At 55.7% G+C, this 20,945-nt stretch carries 16 protein-coding genes; 13 read left to right on the top strand and 3 right to left on the bottom strand.

Going from position 1 to position 20,945, the window contains the following annotated elements; genetic code table 11:
- Window positions 1-24 precede the first annotated feature (24 nt).
- Together Dvar_RS10975 and Dvar_RS10970 are read left to right on the top strand one after the other, a co-directional pair.
- On the top strand, window positions 25-1,383 hold the full coding sequence (locus tag Dvar_RS10975; protein ID WP_419661737.1) for a sigma-54-dependent transcriptional regulator: 1,359 nt from the start codon (window positions 25-27) through the stop codon (window positions 1,381-1,383).
- A 4-nt stretch (window positions 1,384-1,387) separates the two neighbouring features.
- Complete coding sequence (locus Dvar_RS10970) at window positions 1,388-1,951, top strand: zinc metallopeptidase (protein ID WP_419661736.1); 564 nt, start codon at window positions 1,388-1,390, stop codon at window positions 1,949-1,951.
- A gap of 100 nt (window positions 1,952-2,051) precedes the next feature.
- Here the strand turns inward: Dvar_RS10970 and Dvar_RS10965 are convergent, their stop codons facing one another.
- A complete protein-coding gene (locus Dvar_RS10965; protein ID WP_419661735.1) occupies window positions 2,052-3,008 on the bottom strand; it encodes a glycine cleavage system protein H in 957 nt (318 codons plus the stop codon).
- Between the two features lie 659 nt (window positions 3,009-3,667).
- Here Dvar_RS10965 and Dvar_RS10960 point away from each other — a divergent pair.
- From Dvar_RS10960 to Dvar_RS10910, 11 genes are all read left to right on the top strand, one after another.
- On the top strand, window positions 3,668-4,180 hold the full coding sequence (locus tag Dvar_RS10960) for a methyltransferase family protein (protein ID WP_419661734.1): 513 nt from the start codon (window positions 3,668-3,670) through the stop codon (window positions 4,178-4,180).
- 2 nt (window positions 4,181-4,182) lie between these two features.
- Window positions 4,183-4,677, top strand: a complete 495-nt coding sequence (locus Dvar_RS10955) for an MFS transporter permease (RefSeq protein WP_419661733.1) — start codon at window positions 4,183-4,185, stop codon at window positions 4,675-4,677.
- A 512-nt stretch (window positions 4,678-5,189) separates the two neighbouring features.
- Entirely contained in the window at window positions 5,190-5,609 is a 420-nt protein-coding gene (locus tag Dvar_RS10950; RefSeq protein ID WP_419661732.1) for a response regulator, read from the top strand.
- Between the two features lie 21 nt (window positions 5,610-5,630).
- Window positions 5,631-9,038, top strand: a complete 3,408-nt coding sequence (locus Dvar_RS10945) for an NAD(P)-binding protein (protein WP_419661731.1) — start codon at window positions 5,631-5,633, stop codon at window positions 9,036-9,038.
- A 123-nt stretch (window positions 9,039-9,161) separates the two neighbouring features.
- Complete coding sequence (locus Dvar_RS10940) at window positions 9,162-9,584, top strand: hydrogenase iron-sulfur subunit (protein ID WP_419661729.1); 423 nt, start codon at window positions 9,162-9,164, stop codon at window positions 9,582-9,584.
- A gap of 181 nt (window positions 9,585-9,765) precedes the next feature.
- The gene (locus Dvar_RS10935) at window positions 9,766-10,908 is read left to right on the top strand and encodes a Coenzyme F420 hydrogenase/dehydrogenase, beta subunit C-terminal domain (protein ID WP_419661727.1); all 1,143 of its coding nucleotides are present in this window, start codon (window positions 9,766-9,768) and stop codon (window positions 10,906-10,908) included.
- A 305-nt stretch (window positions 10,909-11,213) separates the two neighbouring features.
- Window positions 11,214-14,627, top strand: coding sequence for a response regulator (locus tag Dvar_RS10930; protein ID WP_419661725.1), 3,414 nt, complete (start codon window positions 11,214-11,216; stop codon window positions 14,625-14,627).
- Window positions 14,628-14,752: 125 nt separating this feature from the next.
- The gene (locus tag Dvar_RS10925) at window positions 14,753-15,340 is read left to right on the top strand and encodes a 4Fe-4S dicluster domain-containing protein (protein WP_419661724.1); all 588 of its coding nucleotides are present in this window, start codon (window positions 14,753-14,755) and stop codon (window positions 15,338-15,340) included.
- Entirely contained in the window at window positions 15,337-16,206 is an 870-nt protein-coding gene (locus tag Dvar_RS10920) for a CoB--CoM heterodisulfide reductase iron-sulfur subunit B family protein (protein ID WP_419661722.1), read from the top strand. Before Dvar_RS10925 ends, Dvar_RS10920 begins: the two co-directional genes overlap by 4 nt.
- 280 nt (window positions 16,207-16,486) lie before the next feature.
- Window positions 16,487-18,796 carry a PAS domain S-box protein gene (locus tag Dvar_RS10915; RefSeq protein ID WP_419661721.1) on the top strand — a complete coding sequence of 770 codons (2,310 nt, stop codon included), beginning with the start codon at window positions 16,487-16,489 and terminating at the stop codon, window positions 18,794-18,796.
- A 14-nt stretch (window positions 18,797-18,810) separates the two neighbouring features.
- Window positions 18,811-19,965: a response regulator gene (locus Dvar_RS10910; RefSeq protein WP_419661720.1), complete on the top strand. Its 1,155-nt coding sequence runs from the start codon at window positions 18,811-18,813 to the stop codon at window positions 19,963-19,965.
- A gap of 96 nt (window positions 19,966-20,061) precedes the next feature.
- On the opposite strand, the gene Dvar_RS10905 is transcribed toward Dvar_RS10910, so the two are convergent.
- Window positions 20,062-20,580: a methylated-DNA--[protein]-cysteine S-methyltransferase gene (locus Dvar_RS10905; RefSeq protein WP_419661719.1), complete on the bottom strand. Its 519-nt coding sequence runs from the start codon at window positions 20,578-20,580 to the stop codon at window positions 20,062-20,064.
- A gap of 110 nt (window positions 20,581-20,690) precedes the next feature.
- On the bottom strand, window positions 20,691-20,879 hold the full coding sequence (locus Dvar_RS10900; protein ID WP_155307513.1) for a ferredoxin: 189 nt from the start codon (window positions 20,877-20,879) through the stop codon (window positions 20,691-20,693).
- Window positions 20,880-20,945 lie beyond the last annotated feature (66 nt).

Genomic DNA, 20,945 nt, shown 5'->3' with positions numbered 1-20,945 from the left:
CAATGAGAAAATCCAGGGGCTGCCATGCATATCATGATTGTCGATGACGAACGGATTATCCGCGAATCTTTTTATTATTGGTTTGAGAAAAGCGGCCATAAGGTAACCACGGCCGCCTCCGGAAACGAGGCCCTGGAACGTCTCGGACAAACCCCTTTTGATTTGCTTTTCGTGGATATCAAGATGCCCGGCATGGACGGCATTGAACTGCTGGCCCAGGTCAAGGAGAAGTATCCCGAAACCCTGGTAATCATCATCACCGCCTACGGCTCCATCGAGTCCGCCGTAGAAGCCATGAAAATCGGCGCCACCGATTACCTGCTCAAACCGTTCAAGCCCGACCAATTGTCTCTGGTCATGGAAAAAGTCGCCGTGCAGCAAAAACGGCAAGAGGAATTCAACTACCTGAAAGGCCGCCTGGAAAAAATTACGCGCTTCGACAATATCATCGGCCAGAGCCCGGCCATGACCGCCATCTATGAGATCATTACCGATGTGGCCGGCACCGATGCCTCGGTGCTCTTGTCCGGGGAGACCGGCACCGGCAAAGAACTGGTCGCCAAAGCGATCCACGCCAAGAGCCAGCGGGCCAATCTTCCGTTTATCGCCATCAACTGCGGCGCCATTCCCGACACCCTTCTAGAAAGTGAGCTGTTCGGGCACCGCAAGGGCGCCTTTACCGGGGCAGACCGCGATCGAAAAGGATTTTTAGAGGTCGTTGGCGGAGGGACGCTGTTTCTGGATGAGGTGGGCGACATCAGCCCCAAGATGCAGGTTGACCTGCTTCGTGTTCTGGAAGAAAAAACGGTCACCCGGGTGGGCAGCCGCACACCGGTACGTGTTGATTTCAGGCTGATCACAGCGACCAGTCGGGATCTGGAAGACCAGATCGATGCCGGCGATTTTCGGGAAGATTTCTACTACCGCATCAATGTCATCCGCATTGCCATGCCGCCCTTGCGTGAACGTCGCGCAGACATCCGGCTGTTGGCCGAGCACTTTCTGAAAAAGTTCTGCCATGAAACCACCAAGCGCGTGGATCGCCTCCTTCCCGGGGCCTTGAAAATCCTTGAGGACTATGACTGGCCGGGTAATGTCCGGGAACTGGAAAACGCCATTGAACGGGCCGTGGTGCTTTCCCGCTCACGTGCCTTGGGTGAGGCGGATTTCGCCTTTTTGCGCCCGCCGCCATCGGCCTCACCGGCCGGGCCGTCCTTGCGCGAAATGGAAAAATACCACATCCGTAATATCCTGGAGCAGCATGGCTGGAATATTACCCGAGCCGCCAAGGCCCTTGGCATCAATCGCGTCACGTTGCACAAGAAGATCAAGCGCTACGCGATCAGTGACCAGCAGCCTTCCCCAACAGTCGACGACAGCTAACATCATGCCATCCCATCTTGTGCCACCGATCGTTGGCGTACTTCCCATGGGAAATGCGCCCCAAACCACTGCCAAGGTCATCGCCGCGCATGTGTCCGGGTATTTGAATCTGGCCGCCGAAACACTGCCGTGTGCAGCGATCCCTCAGCATACGTTTGACATGGGTCGCCTGCAGGTCAATGCCGGCACACTTATCCAAAGCATCGAGGCCATGGATCTTGCCGATTACTTCAAGATCATCGCCCTGGTCGAAGAGGATCTGTTCATTCCCCTTTTTACCCATGTGTTTGGTGAGGCCCGCCAGAACGGCCGTGTGGCCCTGGTCTCGCTCTACCGTCTGCAATTGCCGGTTGACGGTGAAACGCCCCTTAAGCAGCAGGTCCTGGAACGGATCGCCAAAATCGCTCTGCATGAAACGGGACATCTTTTGAATCTGCTGCACTGCGATGACAATCGCTGTTTGATGCATTTCTCCGGCCAGGTCGAACACTTGGATTCGACCCCGTTTAATTTCTGTCGTTACTGTCGGCGGGCGTTGCACCGGGCGGTAGCTCCATCCTCATCATAATCGTTGTCGTATTCGTTGTCGTAATCGATTACGACAACGAATACGATCTTGGGCGACACCGATTCGGTATCGCCCCATGAAGGTATGTATCAGCAGTAGGTTAGGTGCGATTCTTACGGGTCGTATGCAGAAAACGGGAAGCCAGCGCATTCCACTCGAGGGTCTCGATGGTCCCGAAAATATCCCGCACCACCGATCCACCGGTGGCCGCCAGGTTTTCGTAAGGCGGGCCCATCAAATGCATCAATTGCCGGTTTTCCTGGTCGATCCATTGCACCGCTTCACGACCGAAAAACAGACGTTTCAGATTGCGTTTGGGCAGATCCGGTTCCACGATGAAAAGCCAGCCACTGCCGTAAGGATCCTCATTGACCAGTTGGGGATGCTCCCGCGCCGGGTGGTTGACCGCAAGCACGGTGCCCGTCACCGGTGACAGGACCCCGGCCTGATGATCGCCGCGTTTGAACGACCACCCGACCCGATCCTGCTGAACCTCGGCCCCCAGCGGGGGAAGATCAACGCGATTCAAATGACCGAACACGCAGGCGGCAAAATCGTCCAGACCGATTCGCACCCGCCCGCCATGCTCGAACCGTGCCCAGCTGTGCCCCATATGATAGTAATAGTCATCGGCGATTTTATACCCGGCCACCTCATGGCAAGCCGGTGTTTTAAGATCCACGGCCAATTCGGTTTCGTCCAGCATCTGATCGAAGGCGCAGTGGTAGCACTCGTAGTTGTTGGAGCAGATTTTGGGCGCACTGATGCGACCGGTCAGCGCATGGCGGCAGGGCCGATTGGCCCCGTCGTACCGTTCGATCAGATAATCGACCCATTTCGGTGCCACGGTGCGGCTATCGGCAGCCGGGTCGATGTTCATGGCCTTGCGGATGGCCTTGTTGAATGTGCAGGCGTTGCAGTCAAAGGCGTTGTCACAAATCCGGTAGTTAACCACCCCGGCCTTCATCCAGATACAACGGTCCTCTAGAATATTGAACCCGACCACCCGTTTCTTGGGAGAAACCGTCCGTCTATGGTTCTTGTCGATGGTGTTCATGGCAATACCTCCTTGGCTTGATGAAACCCTCGTTCAAATCCAATTCAATTTTTTTATATTTATATAGCAAGGAGCCTGCCATTCTTTCCGGACGCACCCAGCAATATAGTTTTATATTGATATCATTGAAAATTCTTTGTTTCCCAAAATTCATCTGGATACGGCCGACGTTTGATCCAGCCCCCCATATCGATTAAAATGGCTACAGTTTTAGATTCCCGTCTCGATCTAATTTGTTTTTTACTATATTATATCATGCGGTTAAGTCATTGTAGCCATTTGCATCACTGGCAATCGCTATTGTAGCCAAATTAACCAGTTTCTTGTGTGGGCGTCTGATGCGCATTTGTCACTTTTTATTGTCCGATGAATTCAGCAGAAATTGTAATTTTGAAGGTGTTCAGCAGAAATTTCATCGATTGATTACGATTACGAGCACGAAAATCGAAAATGCCCGTCGGTCGTGCTCGTGCTCAGCGAAGCGGTGCTCGTAATCGTAAATCTCGACATGGAATAATTACAATTGCTGTGAATTCAGTCTGACAGTTGACAGGGCAAGCTGGGATGGCGTACCATTTGCCAATTTTTTTTAGCTGATAACAGTTATTGAAGCCATACGCCTGTAATTGCGCGGATAGTGGGATGAATGAGGACAGGGAATGATGCAGCTGCAGATAAATGATCCAGATAACCTAACCGGAGAGCACTCCATCGGCGATGTAGGCCAAATGATTTTTTGTGTGCTTTTTATGTCAACCTGGATCCTTGATTCGTTTTTCTTGAAATATACTGTTTTTTTAAATCAGATCATCCCATACGCCATACGGGGTGTCTTCGGTGGTATTTTTCTGATTGCGTCTGGTTTTTTCTCATTTAACGGTCTCAAGATGGTATTTTTTGAAAAACAGGACCCGCCTGCTATCATCAGTAACGGTGTGTTCGGTATTGTCCGCCACCCGATCTATTTTGGTGAAATCTTATTTTACGCAGGTCTGTTGTTCCTCAGCTTATCGATTGCTGCCGGGTTGGTTCTCATTACCGCCGTTTTATTTTTGGTGTTTATCTCTCAATTCGAAGAAAGACTCCTGCAGGATCGGTTTGGAGAAAAATACATTATCTACATGGAAAATGTGCCCATGTTTTTCCCAAAATTAAACAAGAAACGGAAGTAAAAATGGAGCAAGATTCCTTCCAAGATGAAAACAACGCCCTGCCTGAAATCGTCATCCCCAAGGAAAATGCCGTTTTCTGGATGGACGAGCATGGCCACTGGTACAATCGTCACGGCCGATTCGAGCACAAACGCATCATCGATTATTTCAACCGTTCCATTGCTTATGACAAAAACGGGTATTACATCACTCAGATTCGCGATCAGGTCCGTGAGAAAGTCTACTTTTCCTACGCGGATACACCGCTTTTTGTCTTTCGTATCATCAAAGGCGATCCATTGCAGCTGCAACTCAATACCGGCCAAACCCTTCCCATCGATCCAACGCAGCTTTTTATAAAGGATGACCAGCTCTATCAACGCCAGGGTGAACAAATCATCAAATTCTCCGAACGAACCCTGATGGACATGTCCCATTATCTTATCGAAAGAGCCGATGGCCTGGCCATTCGCATGGGCGAGCAAGACGTTGCAATTCCTGAAATTGAAGCCGATTAACAATAACTTTCGCACGAATTATCGACTTGCCCGTTCAAGGTCCGGTAAACCGTTGCCCCCCAATCGTGCAACGTTTCTGCAACATCTTTTTCCACCGATCAACGTTGATGAACGCGTATAAAGGGCCTGCCTCGTCATGCCGGACCTGATCCGGCATCCAGGACCTATTGTACACACTGGATGCCAGCCGGCAAAGGAATGACGCCAAATTGGAATTTTGGATTTTTTTATAGAACCGTCAACTTTCTTTTCTTTTAATGTTGATCTTTACATCAATTCGTACCGGTCGTCAGCGTTGCAGATGTTGCAACATGAATAACCGGATTTGATGCATCGATCGTGTAGATTTATTCTGTTTTAACGGCAAAACAACCAGTTACCCGCCTTTGACCATCCCTGGCACACTCCATGCTAATTTGGCCCGCAGTTTGGTTGCACTCGCCCCATCGAACGAATTGGTTGCCGCTAGTTCTATTCGCTTTGACCTTCAGACAAGCCGCATGGAGGCAATAGTGGTATCGGAAAAACAAACCAAGACCATTCTGGTCGTCGACGATGAACCGGATATGAGTATTTTTATGTCCAACCTGCTTACGGCCAATGGATTCTGTCCCATCTGCGCGGCGACATTGTCCGATGGCCTGAAAATGGCCGTTGACCGGTGTCCGGATCTGGTCATCATCAATGCCATGTTGCCCGGAGAAGCAGGTGTACGATTGTACCAGAGCCTGCGCACCAACGATCGGCTCTGCCATATTCCCGTGGTCATTCTCTCGACCTTTGATGAAAGTGCATTTTACAGCTGGCCAGGCACCAAACGAACGCCGTCGGGCCGGCACATTCCCGAACCCGAAGCATTTTTGCAAAAACCACCGGAAGCGGAGGAGTTGCTCGCTGTCGTCAATCGGCTTTGTTTAGGAGATAGCTGTTAATTTTTATTAGGGAGCCCATCCATGGAAATCAAAATCGGATTCTACATTTGCCACTGCGGTATCAACATCGCCCACAAGGTACGGGTTGAAGAGGTGGCCGACTATATCCGGGGGCTGAGAAATGTCGTTGTCTCACGCGACTACAAATTCATGTGCTCGGACCCGGGCCAGGAGATGATCGAAAACGACATCAAAACCTATGGCCTCAACCGGGTGGTGGTGGCCTCCTGCTCACCACGGCTGCATGAGAAAACCTTTCAGGGCGCCTGTCAGCGGGCGGGGCTGAATCCCTACCTGTTTCAGATGGCCTCGGTACGCGAACAGGTTTCCTGGGTAACCACTGACGAGGATGAGGCCACCCGCAAGGCCAAAACACTCGCCGCCGGCGCCATCAACCGGGTCAATTTTCACCAGATGCTGGACACTCGCACCGTGGACGTCCATCCCGATGTGATGGTGGTGGGCGGCGGCATTGCCGGCATGCAGGCAGCGCTTGATATCGGCAACGCCGGCCACACCGTCTACCTGGTGGAACGTCAGACCACCGTGGGCGGTCATATGCTGCAGTTTGACAAGACCTTTCCCACCCTGGACTGCGCCGCCTGCATCGGCACCCCCAAAATGGTCGAGGTGGCCCAGAACGCCAATATCAAACTGCTCACCTATTGCGAAGTCACCGATGTCTCGGGCTACATCGGCAACTATCAGGTGACCGTGAAACGCAAAGCCCGTTATGTCAAGGAGGGCGTCTGCACCGGCTGCGGCGAATGCGCCAAAGTATGCCCGGTGAGCCTGCCATCCGAGTGGGACGAAGGGCTGGCCGACCGCAAGGCCGTCTACCGCTCATTTCCCCAGGCCGTGCCGATCACCTTCACCATCGACAAAAAGGATCGCGCCCCCTGCACCACCACCTGCCCGGCCGGCATCAACGTCCAGGGTTATGTGCAGCTCATCGGCCAGGGCAAATACCGTGAGGCCGTGGACCTGATCCGTCAGCGCCTGCCCCTGCCCGGCGTGTTGGGCCGGGTATGCCCGCATCCTTGCGAATCCAAGTGCCGCCGCAAAGAGGTGGACAGTGCCATTGCCATCCGCGATCTGAAACGCTTTGCCGCGGATCAGGTCAACTTACCTGAACTGCCGGTTCCTGCAATCGAAGACCGGGAGGAGAAAATCGCCGTGGTCGGCTCGGGACCGGCCGGGCTGACCGTGGCCTATTACCTGCGACTGCAGGGATTCCAGGTCACCATCTTTGAGGCCTTGCCGGTTTTGGGCGGCATGCTGCGTGTCGGCATCCCTGACTATCGCCTGCCGCCGGAGGTGTTATACCAGGAGATCGATCATCTCCTGGCCCATGGGATCGATACCCGAACCGGCGTGCGCCTGGGAGAAGATTTTTCTTTAAACGATCTGACCGATCAGGGCTTTAAGGCGGTGTTCCTGGCCATTGGCGCCCACAAGGCCATGCGCCTTGGCATTCCCGGTGAAGAGACCGCCCGGGGGATGATCGATGCCATGCATTTTCTGCGCGAGGTTAACCTGGGCGACCGCCAGCCGCCCGGACGGCGCATCGCCGTGGTGGGCGGGGGCAATGTGGCCATCGATGCGGCCCGCGTGGCAAGGCGCCTGGGCGCAGACAAGGTCACCGTGGTCTACCGCCGCAGCGAGACGGAAATGCCGGCCTATGCCGAAGAGATCCAGGGCGCCAAGGACGAGGGCATCGAGTTTGCCTATCTTACCGCGCCGGTACGCATTGTGGCCGAGAACGACCAGGTGGTCGGATTCGAATGCATGCGTACCGAACTGGGCCCACCGGACGATACCGGCCGGCGCCGTCCGGTGCCGGTGGAGGGCTCGGCCTTTGTGATCGATTGCGATGCAGTCATTCCGGCCATCGGCCAGCAGATCGATGTCACCTGGGCCGAATCCCTGCCCGAGCTGAACCTGACCGCACGCAACACCATTGTGGTTGACCCGGCCACCATGCAGACCTCCCTGCCCCACGTGTTTGCCGCCGGCGATGCGGTCAGCGGGCCGGCCACGGTCATCGAAGCCGTGGCCGCCGGTCGCAAAGCAGTGACCGCCATCCAGCGTTTCCTGGACGGCGAGGACATGGAATCGGTCAGCCGCAGCATGGCCGCCGCGCCAAAGCCGGGCACCGACTGGGCGCCGATTCCCGAGTCCGCCCCCGCCCAAACCCGGGTGCAGCCGGCCCATATCCCCATGGATACGCGCATGACCACCTTTACCGAGGTGGAAACCGCCATGACCGAGACCGATGCCCAAAAAGAGGCATCCCGCTGCCTGAACTGCGGCGTCTGCAGCGAGTGCATGGCCTGCGTGGCGGCCTGTGAGGCCAAGGCCATCGACCACACCATGACGGACACCGAGGAGATCCTGCAGGTGGGCAGCATCATTCTGGCCACCGGCTATGATCTCCTGGATCCCACACCCATCAAACCGCTGGGCTACGATCGCTTTGCCAATGTGTTTACCAGCCTGGAATTCGAACGTCTGAGCAATGCCACCGGCCCCACGGGCGGGCAAATTCTCATGCGCGATGAAAACGGCGAGTTTAGCAAGCCGCCCCAGAGCGTGGCCCTGGTCCACTGCGTGGGCAGCCGCGATGTCAACTACCACCCCTATTGCTCTCGCGTGTGCTGCATGTATGCGCTCAAGTACAGCCATCTGATCAAGGAGAAGGTGGGCCATAACGCCCAGGTGTATGATTTTTACATCGACCAACGCTGCTTCGGCAAAGGCTACGAAGAGTTCTACCGCCGCTGCCAGGAAGAAGGCACGGTCTTCATCCGCGGCAAGGTGGCCGAAATCACCGATCAGGTCGAATCGGCCGGTGAGGCCGGTAAGCTGGTGGCCATTGCCGAAGACACGCTTTTGGGCGAACGCATCCGCGTGCCCGTGGACATGGTGGTGCTGTGCAGCGCCATGCAGGCGAGGCATGATACCGTGGAGGTGGGCCGGGTGTTCGGCGTCAACCCGGGCGCCGACGGCTTCTTTCTTGAGGAACATCCCAAGCTTGGCCCCCTGAACACCGCCACCGACGGGGTTTTTCTGGCCGGTGCCTGCCAGGGGCCCAAGGACATCCCCGATACCGTGGCCCAGGCCTCGGGCGCGGCGGCCAAGGCCCTTTCCCTGGCCACCCGGGGGGTGGTCGAGGTGCCGTCGGCCATCAGTTGGATCGATCCTGAAATCTGCACCGGATGCCAGATGTGCATCGGCCTGTGCGCCTACAGCGCCATCAGTTTTGACGAACGCCGCCAGGTCAGTGTGGTCAACGGCGCCCTGTGCAAGGGCTGCGGCAGTTGCTCCACGGCCTGTCCGTCCAATGCGGCGCAGGTGAAACATTTCAGGGGTAAGCAGGTGTTTGCGGAATTGGATGGGATTATGGAAGCACTCTCAGCCGTAGGCTGAGAGTGTTAAGTTTTAAGTGTTAAGTTTTAAGAGAAGGAATGCTGTCGATTATAGAAATGATCCGATCCTTAACTTAACACTTAAAACTTTACACTTAACACTGAGTAAAAATCGGAGATTTTTATGGAACCTTTCGAACCAACAATTATCGCCTTTGTCTGCAACTGGTGCACCTACACCGCCGCTGATCTGGCCGGCACCTCCCGGCTGGCCTATCCTAAAAACATCCGGCTGATCCGGGTCATGTGCACGGGCATGGTCGATCCCCAGTACGTGATCAAGGCATTTCTGGAAGGGGCCGACGGCGTATTGATCAGCGGCTGCCATCCCGGCGACTGCCATTATATCAACGGTAACTACAAGGCCCGGCGCCGGGTAAAACTGCTCAAAGAGATCCTGCCCCGCTTCGGCATCGACAGCCGGCGGCTGCACCTGACCTGGATCGGTGCCAGCGACGGCATCGAGTTCGCCCAGATTATGGCCGAGCTGGTTACGCAGACCCGGGAATTGGGTCCCATGTTACCGGAACTGCAGGCCGTGATTTAAGTCATGGAAACGAGGTGTTTTGCCCAATATCGGCGTTATACGAAAAATTTTATCCTCGAAATATACCCTATATGTCTGTGGTAATATTTTTTCGAAAGCCTTGATCTTGAACAAAACACCTCGTTTCCAAACCCAGTGGATTGACCATTTACTTCTTGATTTGAACCGAATCGGAGGCAATATGACAGAGGCAATTCTCATTTCAACCGACAATCAGGACTGGCTTACGGGAGTGCGGTCGTTTCTGGCCACCATGATGGAAGAGACAGGCATCGAGGCCCTTCTGGTTCCCGCCCGCCTGTCTGTAAAAAACCGTATCATGCCCACGCTGGTGTCGGATCCAAAACGGCTGGAGCAGGCTGATCCGCTTTCACCGGCGTTCCCGGTCAATGCCGCCCAGCAACTGGCCAAACTCACCCGCATGCCGGCCGGCGGCCGCTTGGCGGCCGTGCTGCGGCCCTGCGAGCTACGGGCCTTCAACGAACTGGTCAAACTGAACCAGGGCCACCGGGAAGACTTGATCATCATTGGTCTGGATTGTGCCGGCGCCCTGTCCAACAGTGATTTCAGAACGTTTGCCGACCAGCACGAGACCATGGATGCCGCAACGCAGGCCTTTTGCAAAACCGCCTTCGCCGGTGAGTCGGCCCCCACGCCGCTGTCCTTGACCAGTGCCTGCCAGGCCTGCGACCATCCCGTTCCCAGCGGGGCGGACCTGGCCATTGAACTGTTTGGCAGCGATGCGGGCACACTGACCATCCGCGCCCATACCGATGCCGGGCGTTCCGCTTTGGCCCAATGCGGCCTGCCACCGGCCGACAAAGCCCCGGCACAGCGCAAAACCGTCCTGGCGAATCTGAAAGACCAGCGCCGGCAATACCGGGAAGCCATGTTTTCAAAAGTCGCCGAGACCACCGGCAGCATTGGTGGGTTGAGTACCTATCTGGCCGACTGCGTCAATTGTTATAACTGCCGCGGGGCATGTCCGGTATGCTACTGCAATACCTGCGTGTTCAGCACGGACACCTTTCGCCACGACCCCTTTCAATACCTTTCGTGGGCCCGCCGCAAGGGCGGCATCAAGATGCCCACGGACACGCTTTTCTTCCATCTCACGCGCATGGCCCACATGAGCTGGGCCTGCGTGGGGTGTGGCCAGTGCACCAATGCCTGTCCCAACGACATCCCCTTATCGGACCTGTTCATCTACATGGCCGCGCATACCCAAACGGCGTTTGGATACAACGCGGGGATGGATGTCAATCAGCGGCCGCCCATGAGCGAATTTGCCGAAGAAGAGTACCAGGACGTCGTGGGATTGTAATCATGTCGACTTCAAGGAAAAAACCGAATCCGGTTCCCCGGAAAGCTCGAGCTGACATCTGTTCCAGCATAGCAGCATGATGTAACTGGTCTATGGCCCAGTGTTAAGTGTTAATTTTAAAGTGTTAAGAAAAGGTATCCTATCGATTCTTATATAAAATTAGATCCGATCCACCACTTAACACTTAACACTTGAAACTTAACCCTTTTACAAAACAACCTTGTCGGGAGCTTTTCGTCTCCGACTTGAGCGTTCTCGAGAACAGCGAAACCTAAAAACCTGTTCACCTATACATTGGAGTTATTATGGATGAGAAAATCGGCAAAGCCTTGGTCGTCGGTGCGGGAATCAGTGGTATTCGCGCATCCATCGATCTGGCGCAGCAGGGCTACGGCGTCACCCTGATCGATCGGGCGGCTCACATGGGCGGCATCCTCAGCCAGTTGGATTACCAGTTTCCCACCAACCGCTGCGGCATGTGCCGCATGTTGCCCATGATGGACCGGGATGCCGGCATGCAGACCTGTTTGCGCAAAGGTCTTTTTCACGAAAAAATCGACATCCTGCTGGGCACCCAACTGGAAGCGGTGGAAGGCGAGCCAGGAAAATTCGAGGTGACCCTGAAAAAAGCTCCCGCGCCTGTGGACAAAACGCGCTGTATCGGCTGCGGCCAGTGTGCCGAGGTGTGCCCGGTGGAATGTCCGGATATCTTCAACGCCGGGTTGACCCGCCGCAAGGCGATTTATCTGCCGGTCCCGCACAACATCCCCAATACCTACACCATCGATGCCGAGGTATGTACCCGCTGCGGTGCTTGTCAGCCGGTGTGTCCCACCCGTGCCATCGACCTGTCGGTGTTGGGACGCGGCGGATTTCGTATTCTTGTGGTGGACGACGAATTAATTGTGAGAAGTTCACTCGACGCCTGGCTGGGCACGGAAGAAGGATACACGGTCGAAATGGCTGAATCCGGGGCCATGGCGCTGGAAAAGCTGGCCGACGCACCGTTTCATCTCATGCTGCTGGATATCAAGATGCCGGGCATGAGCGGCGTGGAAGTGCTGGAAAAAGCCAAAGCCATCCAGCCGGATCTGCCGGTGTTGATGATGACCGCTTACGCCACCGTGGAAACCGCTGTGGACGCCATGAAGATCGGTGCCATGGACTATTTGATCAAGCCCTTCGAGCCTGACGATCTGATTCCGAAAATAAACGGCGTCTATGAGACGTTTCAGGAATCGGCCCATCTCAAACGCGAGGTAGGCGCCATTGTCCTGGCCACGGGCACCACCTGCATCGACCCGGCGGCGGGAAAAAACACCATGGGCTATGGCGTGGTCCCCAATGTGGTCACCGGCCTGGAACTTGAGCGCATGCTCAGCGGCAGCGGACCGGATCAGGGCCGGCTGCTGCGCCCGTCGGACAAACGCCCGGTAAAAAAGGCCGTCTGGATTCAATGCGTGGGGTCCCGGGACCTGCAATCCGGAGCGGATTATTGCAGCACCATCTGCTGTATGTTCGCCCTCAAAGAAGTGGCCCTGGCGCGTAAAGTCGCAGGTGAGGATTTTGAGGCGACCATCATTTACATGGACCTGCGCACGTTCGGCAAATCCTTCCAGCGTTATGAAAAGGAGATTGAATCCCAAGACGGTGTGCGTCTGGTCCGGGGGCGGGTGCATTCCCTTGCCCTGAACCCAGGCGGGGAGGATGTCGCCCTGCGCTGGACCAGTGCAGACGGCGGCATCCACGAAGAGACGTTTGATCTGGCTGTTTTGTCGGTGGGCCAGCGTCCCGGGGAAGGGGTCAGTGAACTGGCCGAAAGACTGGAGATTGAGACCGATGCCTTCGGCTTTGTGGAAACCGCCGCCTTCTCGGAAAACGCCACCAACCGGCCTGGAATCTTTGCCGGGGGCACGCTTACCGGCCCCACGGATATTGCCGAATCCGTGCTCCGCGCCGCATCGGCGGCCACCAACGCCTCACGGGCGATTCACCGCGCCGGGGGCGGCCTGGCACAAACGACCCCGGCCTCACCAGCCGATTACCGCGATGTGTCGTGGCAGGCACCGCGTATTCTGGTGGTCGTCTGTCGCTGCCACGACCAGCCGGAAAACGAGGCGGCCGGCACGGCCCTGACCCAACAACTGATGAAGGATCCAGCGGTGGCGCGGGTGATGGTCATGGACACGGTGTGTACCAGTCAGGGATGGTCGGCACTGGAAAAAATCGATACATCGGACGTCAACCGGGTGCTGATCGGTGCCTGTCGGACCTTTGTCTATGGCCAAAACGCCAGCGCGCTGAAAGACGCCTACAAGCTTGGCCCGGCGTTGATCGAAGCCGTGGTGGTGGATGACCGTCAGGGACTGGACGCGCCGGCCACCGTAGCCACGATCACGGCCGGCATCGCCAAGCTGAAGAACAGTTCTATAGAAGAAGAGTTCTGTATACCCAACCACCGCCATGCCCTAGTGGTGGGCGGCGGCATCGCCGGCATGCATGCGGCTCTGGCCGTGGCCGACCATGGTGTCCCGGTCACCCTTGTGGAAGGCACAGACCGGCTGGGCGGCAACCTGGCCTGGCTGCACCAGACCATTGATGGGCAGGCGGTTGCACCGTTTCTGGATGAAACCGTTAATCGCATCGGTCAGCATCCCGGAATCACGGTGATGACCGACAGCCGTGTGGTCGGTGCCTTTGGGCAGGCCGGGCATTTCTTCTCATCCATCGAAACCAAGGATGCGCCGGCCACCACCATCGAACACGGCGCGGTTATTCTGGCCACCGGCGGCCGCGAGGCGACCACCGATGCCTATGGCTATGGCGCCAGCCCGGCGATCGTGACCCAGCGCGAATTGGAGCAGCGCATTTCAGGCGATCAGATGAGCGGCGATGCCTTGGGCGCGGTGGCTATGATTTTGTGCGTCGGCTCACGGGAAGAGCCCCGCAACTACTGCAGCCGGGTGTGCTGTCCCACAGCCCTCAAACAGGCCTTGTGGCTGAAAGACCGCCACCCGGATCTGCCGATCTATATTCTCTACCGCGACATGATGACCTGCGGGACCAGCGAGCGCTGGTTTACCGAGGCCAGACGCAAAGGCATCCTGTTCTTCCAGTACAAGCCCGAGGAGAAACCCCAGGTAAAAATCACCGACGATGAGAAAACGCCGGTGCGCATCCAGCATCATGATCCCATCCTGGATGCACCGGTTGAGATCGCCGTCGATCTGTTGGTCCTGGCCACCGGAATCGAGGCGCATCTGCCCGAAGAATTGGTGGCGTCCTACGGCGCCGAACCGGACAAGGACGGATTTTTCCAGGAGGCCGATTCCAAATGGCGTCCGGTAGAGGCCATGCAGGCCGGCGTATTTGCCTGTGGCATCGCCTTGTCGCCGCGATCCATTGCCGAATCTGTTGCCACGGCCGAGGCCGCTGCCGGACGCGCCCTGGCCGTATTAAACGCCGGCCAGCGGGCCGTGGCCCGAACCACGGCCCGCGTGCGCCACAGCCTGTGCACCCAATGCCTGCGTTGTATCGACACCTGCCCGTACGGCGCACGTTACCTGGATGAAACCCAGCAGCAGGTGACGGTCAACCCCAATCTGTGCCAGGGATGTGGAGATTGCGCCACCGTCTGCCCCAACAAAGCGTCCATCGTGGAAGGATTTTCCCAGCGCAGTCTGTTTGCCACCATCGACGGTGCGATGGCGGCCATGTAACCAGAAACCATGGTTTGATCTGGCTTGTAGGGGCGAAAAATCTTTCGCCCCTGCTTGAGAGATATATCAGGGCGAAAAATTTTTCGCCCCTACAATCGCTTCGAATAAATAAAGGATTTCAACCCATGCCCCCACATCCTCTTTCAGAATCCGATAATAGCGCCCTGGACGCCGTCCGCGAAAAGGTCAGGGCCTGTATTCAGTGCGGCACCTGTACCGGGTCTTGCCCCAATGCCCTGGAAATGGACCTCACACCGCGGCACATGTGGCGCTTGGTGATCATGGGTCATCTGCAGCGCGTCATGGCCAGTCGGACGTTCATTCTCTGCTCTGACTGCTACACCTGCACCCTGCGTTGTCCGCGCGGACTGCCACTGACCGAGGCCATGGAAACCCTCAAGGGCATCGCTTTTACCCGCAAGGAAAAACGCCACCAGGCACCACGGTTGTTTTACGAGCAATTCATGCAGACCGTCCGGCGGCACGGCCGCATCCATGAAATGGAATTCATGACCCGTTATTTCACGGCCATGAAGAATCCAATGACCTCCCTGCGCTTTGCCCCGTTGGGCTTCAAGCTGATGCGCAAAGGCAAAATCGAGCTGAAAGGCGACAAGTCAACCGCCACGCCCCTTGGCGCTCTCTTCGACAAGGTGTCGTCCATGGACCAGGCCGCCGCCACAGCCTCCCATGCAAAGGAGACCCACTCATGAGCTACCTTTACTATCCGGGTTGCAGTCTCACGGCCTCGGCCCGCGAGTATGATCTGTCCACCCGGGCCACCATGCACGCAGTCGGTCAACAGCTGACCGAAATCGACGGCTGGACCTGCTGCGGCGCCAGCGCCGCTGCCCCGATCAGCCATCTCTTGTCGCTTTGCCTTGGGGCGCGTAACCTGGCCCTGGCCGAACAGATGGCGCCGGACAGCCAAATTCTGGTGCCTTGCAGCGCCTGTTATTTAAACCTGAAAAAAGCCCAGGATAAGCTTGCCAATGACGCCGACTCCCGCGACCGCATCAACGAGGCCCTGTCCGCCGTGGCGCTCAAAGCCAGCGGCCAGGTTAAGGTACGGCACCTGTTGGACGTTCTGTTTGTGGATCTCGGGGCGAACCGGCTGGCCGCTCACGTCACCCGGTCACTCTCCGGGCTGACCGTGGCCCCCTACTATGGCTGCCAGTGCCTGCGCCCTTACGTGGAATTCGATGATCCTGAACAGCCCGTCAGCATGCAGCCGCTCATCGAGGCGACCGGTGCAACCGTGTTTGATTGGGACATGGGCGCCCGCTGCTGCGGTGCGGCCTTGGTCAGCACGCAGCCGGACGACGGCCTCAAACGGGTGGCATCCATCCTCAAAGCGGCCAAGGGCGCGGATCTGATCGTCACCGTGTGTCCCATGTGCCAGATGAACCTGGATGCCTGGCAGGCAAAGGCATCACAGACCACCGGTGAGGATCTGGCCATCACCGTGCTTTATCTGCCCCAACTGCTGGGACTGGCCATGGGATTGACAGCGGAAGAATTGGGGATCAATATGAATTTAGCGGTGTCTGGTCCTTTTTTGGAAAGCATCGCCTCATGACGGTGAACAGTGTTAAGGGTTAAGGGTTAAGGGTTAAGGGTTAAGGGTTAAGGGTTAAGGGTTAAGGGTTAAGGGTTAAGGGTTAAGGGTTAAGGGTTAAGGGTTAAGGGTTAAGGGTTAAGGGTTAAGGGTTAAGGGTTAAGGGTTAAGGGTTAAGGAAAGGTATGCTATCGATTATAAAAAAGATACGATCCGCCGCTTAACACTTAACACTTTAAACTTAACACTCAAATCGGCCTCAAATGGCTTTTAAAGCGCTGATGGTGAGCTTAAGGGTTCTATGTTCAAGCTATTCCAAAACCTTCACAACAGCCTCGCCGCCAAGCTGATCCTGTCGGTTGGCATTGTACTGCTGGTCACGATCGCCACCTGGGCATTTTTCAATATTCGCTACCAAAAAGAAAAAATGATGAAAAACATGGTGGCCGGCACAGACCGGCTCACCAATACCATCCGCCTGGGAACGCATTACGCCATGATGCTCAACTCCCGCGATGAGATCAACCAGATCATCAACAACATCAGCCGCCAGCCGGAAATCAAGAATATCCGCATTTACAACAAGGAAGGAGAAATAAAATACTCCAACAACCCGAACGAAGTCGAGAAGACGACCAACATCAAGGCCGAGGCCTGCCATATCTGCCATCGCACCGACCCACCGATGACATCGGTGCCGCTGGAAGAACGCACCCGTATTTTCTCCGCTCAAACGGGATACCGGCTTTTGGGCATCATCAGCCCCATTAAAAACGAACCCGGATGCAGCACCGGCGACTGCCATGTTCATCCGGAAGACAAACAAATTTTGGGCGCCCTGGATGTCGTCATTTCGCTTGAGAACACCGATCGTGAAATCACCATGGAAGAACGGGGCATCATCGCCCTGGCCGGATTTGTTTTTCTGATCACATCAATGATCATCCTGGTCTTCGTTCTGCGCTTTGTCAACCAGCCCATCAAACGTCTGATCGACGGCACCCGCCTTATCGCCCGGGGAGACTATGCCAGCAAAGTCAAACTGCACCAGACCGACGAGCTGGGCCAGTTGGCCACGGCCGTCAACCAGATGTCCGATGACATCGCCACCAGCCAAAGAGAATTGAACAACCAGCGCGACGAGTATCAGAATCTTTTTGAACGGGTCCCCTGCCTGATCACGGTTCAGGATCACAATTATCGTCTGTTGCGTTTCAACCGTGAATTTTCCAAACGGTTTGCGCCAACGCCGGATGACTGGTGTTACCACGCCTACAAAGGCCGAACGGAAAAATGCGTGTCCTGCCCGGTGGAAAAAACCTTTGCCGATGGCCTGTCTCATCAGGCCGAGGAAAGCGGTGTAGACAAGGACGGATCACCCAAGCACTGGCTGGTACGCACATCGCCCATCAAAAACAGTGATGGTGAGATCGTGGCCGCCATGGAGATTTCTCTGGACATCACCCAACGCCGCCAGCTGGAAGTGGACCTGCAAACGTCCGAGAAAAAATACCACGCCATTTTCAGCAATATTCCCAACCCGGTGTTTGTGCTGGATATGGAGACCCTCCAGATCCTGGACTGCAATCAAAGCGTTATGCCTGTTTACGGGTTTACTGTGGACGAGTTGATCGGCCGCTCGTTCATGACCCTGTTCCACCCGGATGAGCAGGATCATTATGCATTCAAGGTGGCCACCTCCTCGGTGATCAATCAGGCCCGCCACCTGGACCGCGATGGCAAAGGGTTGTTTGTCAACATTCGCATCTCTCCGTCCGAGTATTCAGGCCAAAAAGTACTGCTGGTCACCACCAGCGATATCACCAAACGGCTGGAAACCGAGCAGCAGCTGATCCAGGCCAGTAAAATGGCCACGCTGGGTGAGATGGCCACCGGTGTGGCCCACGAACTCAACCAGCCGCTGTCGGTCATCAAAACCGTGAGCAGTTTTTTCATGAAAAAACTCGGCGCCCATGAGCCCATTGCCGAGGATATTCTCTCCAACATGCTGGGCAAGGTCGACAGCAACGTGGACCGGGCCACCCGCATCATCAACCACATGCGCCAGTTTGCCCGCAAGTCAGACATGGAAATGGTCATGGTGCAGCTCAACGATGTACTCAAAAGTGCCTTTGAGATTTTCAGCCAGCAACTCAAAGTCAGAGGCATCCAGGTGGCGTGGGAAATCGACGAGACACTGCCCCGCATTCATGGCGACCCTAGCCGGCTGGAGCAGGTCTTCATCAATCTGCTGCTCAATGCCCGCGATGCCATTGAGTCGCATTGGGGAGACCGGCCGGACGATGGCGCCCAGCCGGACAAGCGGATTCACCTGTGGACCGGCACCCAAGGGAAGGTGGTGGTCTGTCGGGTATGCGATACGGGTACCGGAATTCCGGAAAATATGGTAGAAAAGATTTTTGAGCCGTTTTTTACCACCAAGGAGGTGGGCAAGGGCACCGGCCTGGGACTTTCCATCAGCTACGGCATCGTCAAGGAATGCGGCGGCACCATCGAGGCAGTGTCCCACGCGCCCCACGGCACCTGTTTTGTGCTTCGTTTTCCCGTAATTGACGATTCGCCTGAAAAAGACGCCGCCGCAACCCTTTGAAACGGAATCCACCGATGAATGAGTCCTTTTCAAAAACGATCTTGATCGTCGATGACGAACCGGATATCCGGGAAGTGCTGGGCATTTCATTGATGGACATGGGCTACCGTACCCTGGAAGCTGAAAATGCCACCCAGGCGTTTGACGTGTTTGTGAAGGAAAGCCCCTCGATCGTGGTCACTGATATCAAGATGCCCGGTGGTGACGGCATCGAGCTACTCAGGAAAATCAAACACGAAAACCCGGAAACCGAAGTGATCATGATCACCGGCCACGGTGACATGAACCTGGCCATCCGCAGCCTGAAGTACGATGCCACCGATTTTATCACCAAGCCCATCAATGTGGACGCCCTTGACATCGCCCTGAACCGGGCGCTGGAAAAAATCGCCATGCGCAAGCGGCTTCAGGATTACACGCGCAGCCTGGAGCAATTGGTTCGCGAAAAAACCGAACTTCAGGACCATCTGGCCTCCCTGGGTCTGATGATCGGTTCTATTTCCCATGGCATGAAAGGTCTTTTAACCAGTCTGGACGGCGGGCTTTACCTGGTATCATCGGGCCTTAACAAAAACGATATCCAGCGTGCCCAGGAGGGATGCAAAGCCGCCCGGCAGACCGCCGAGCGGATCCGCAAGATGGTGCTGGACATTCTCTACTACGCCAAGGAACGCCAATTGAAGCTGGCCGAGGTTGACGCATCGGACTTCGCCGATACCCTGATCAGCGTTGTTCGACCCAAAATCGACGGTAGCGACATCCAGTTGGGATGCCACATCGACCGACAGGTTGGCACCATAACCGTGGACGCCGACTACCTGCAGGCCGCCCTGATCAACATCCTGGACAATGCCGTGGATGCCTGTCACAAGGACAATGCCTCATCATCTCATCGCATTGACTTTTCCATGACGGCCAAAAATGATTGCATCGTATTCTCCATTGCCGACGACGGGGCCGGCATGGACGATGAAACCCGCGAAAAAATATTCACCCTCTTTTATTCCACCAAAGAGAGAAAGGGCACAGGCCTGGGCCTTTTCATTACTCACCGTATTGTCAGTCAGCATGGCGGTGATATTTCAGTGAAGAGCAAACTTGGAGAAGGAACCACCTTTACGGTCAAGATTCCAAAAACCCTTGCCACGGCTGACATTTCTGACAAGTAATCGGCAGGATAAATTTACTTTACACTTTCAACTTAACACTAATCTGCTGACCATTTTTTACTACCATACCGAATCAGATGGAATACGAATGCGGCATTATTCGCCGGCCTGATTCTCCAGCGCCAGCATGCGCCGTTTGAGATCGATGGCCTGCACGGCTCCGCCAAAACCACCCAAACTGCCGTCACTTTTGATCACCCGGTGGCAGGGAATGAAAACCGGATAAGGATTTTTGGCCATGGTCGTGCCCACGAAACGGGCGGCCCGGGGCAGCCCGGCCATGCGCGCCACCTGTTTATAAGAAGCCGTAGAGCCGTAAGGAATAGTCGCCACCGCGCGGTAAACAGCCTGCTGGGCAGCGGTGAAGCAGGAAAAATCCATCACCGGCCAGGGGATATCAACCTGTTCTCCATCAAAATAGCGCACCAGCATATTGGCCACGGCCGCAGCATCCGGATGTTGATGATCGATCTGCCAGCCGCGATGGTCAAACGGTTGGCACAAGTCATCCAGGCTGAGGGTGGGCAGCCGCACCTCGAGCAAACCGAATGGCAGGTCGCAAAACGCCACAGCGGTATGGCCGAACGCAGTCTTGACGATCCGATAATAGTTCATAACAGCCCTCTGACGGTTAAGTAGAAAAAATAGAACCTATCTCAAAAACAAAAAACCCCCGTCGGATACATCCGCCGGGGGTCGGAACCTTTTGTGCGAGCCGTAAAAGATTAGGTTTCTTCGACGGTGATAGCGCCTTCTTCGCATACTTCCACGCAGCTTTCGCAGCCGAGGCACTCTTCCGCGTTCACCGGTACGGATTTTTCATCCTGCATCTCAAACACCTCTACAGGACAAACATCGACGCACTCTTCACAGCCAACGCATTTTGATTCATCAACAGTTGGGGTAAAAGCCATTTTAAAAGCCTCCTTTCAATAGGTTCTAATCTTGTTGATCCAATTATCAACAGTTTTTTCTCTTCG

The sequence above is a fragment of the Desulfosarcina variabilis str. Montpellier genome, assembly GCF_048565275.1.
In the GTDB taxonomy this organism is placed as follows: Bacteria; Desulfobacterota; Desulfobacteria; order Desulfobacterales; family Desulfosarcinaceae; genus Desulfosarcina; species Desulfosarcina variabilis.
This window is presented reverse-complemented; position numbering and strand designations above follow the sequence as displayed.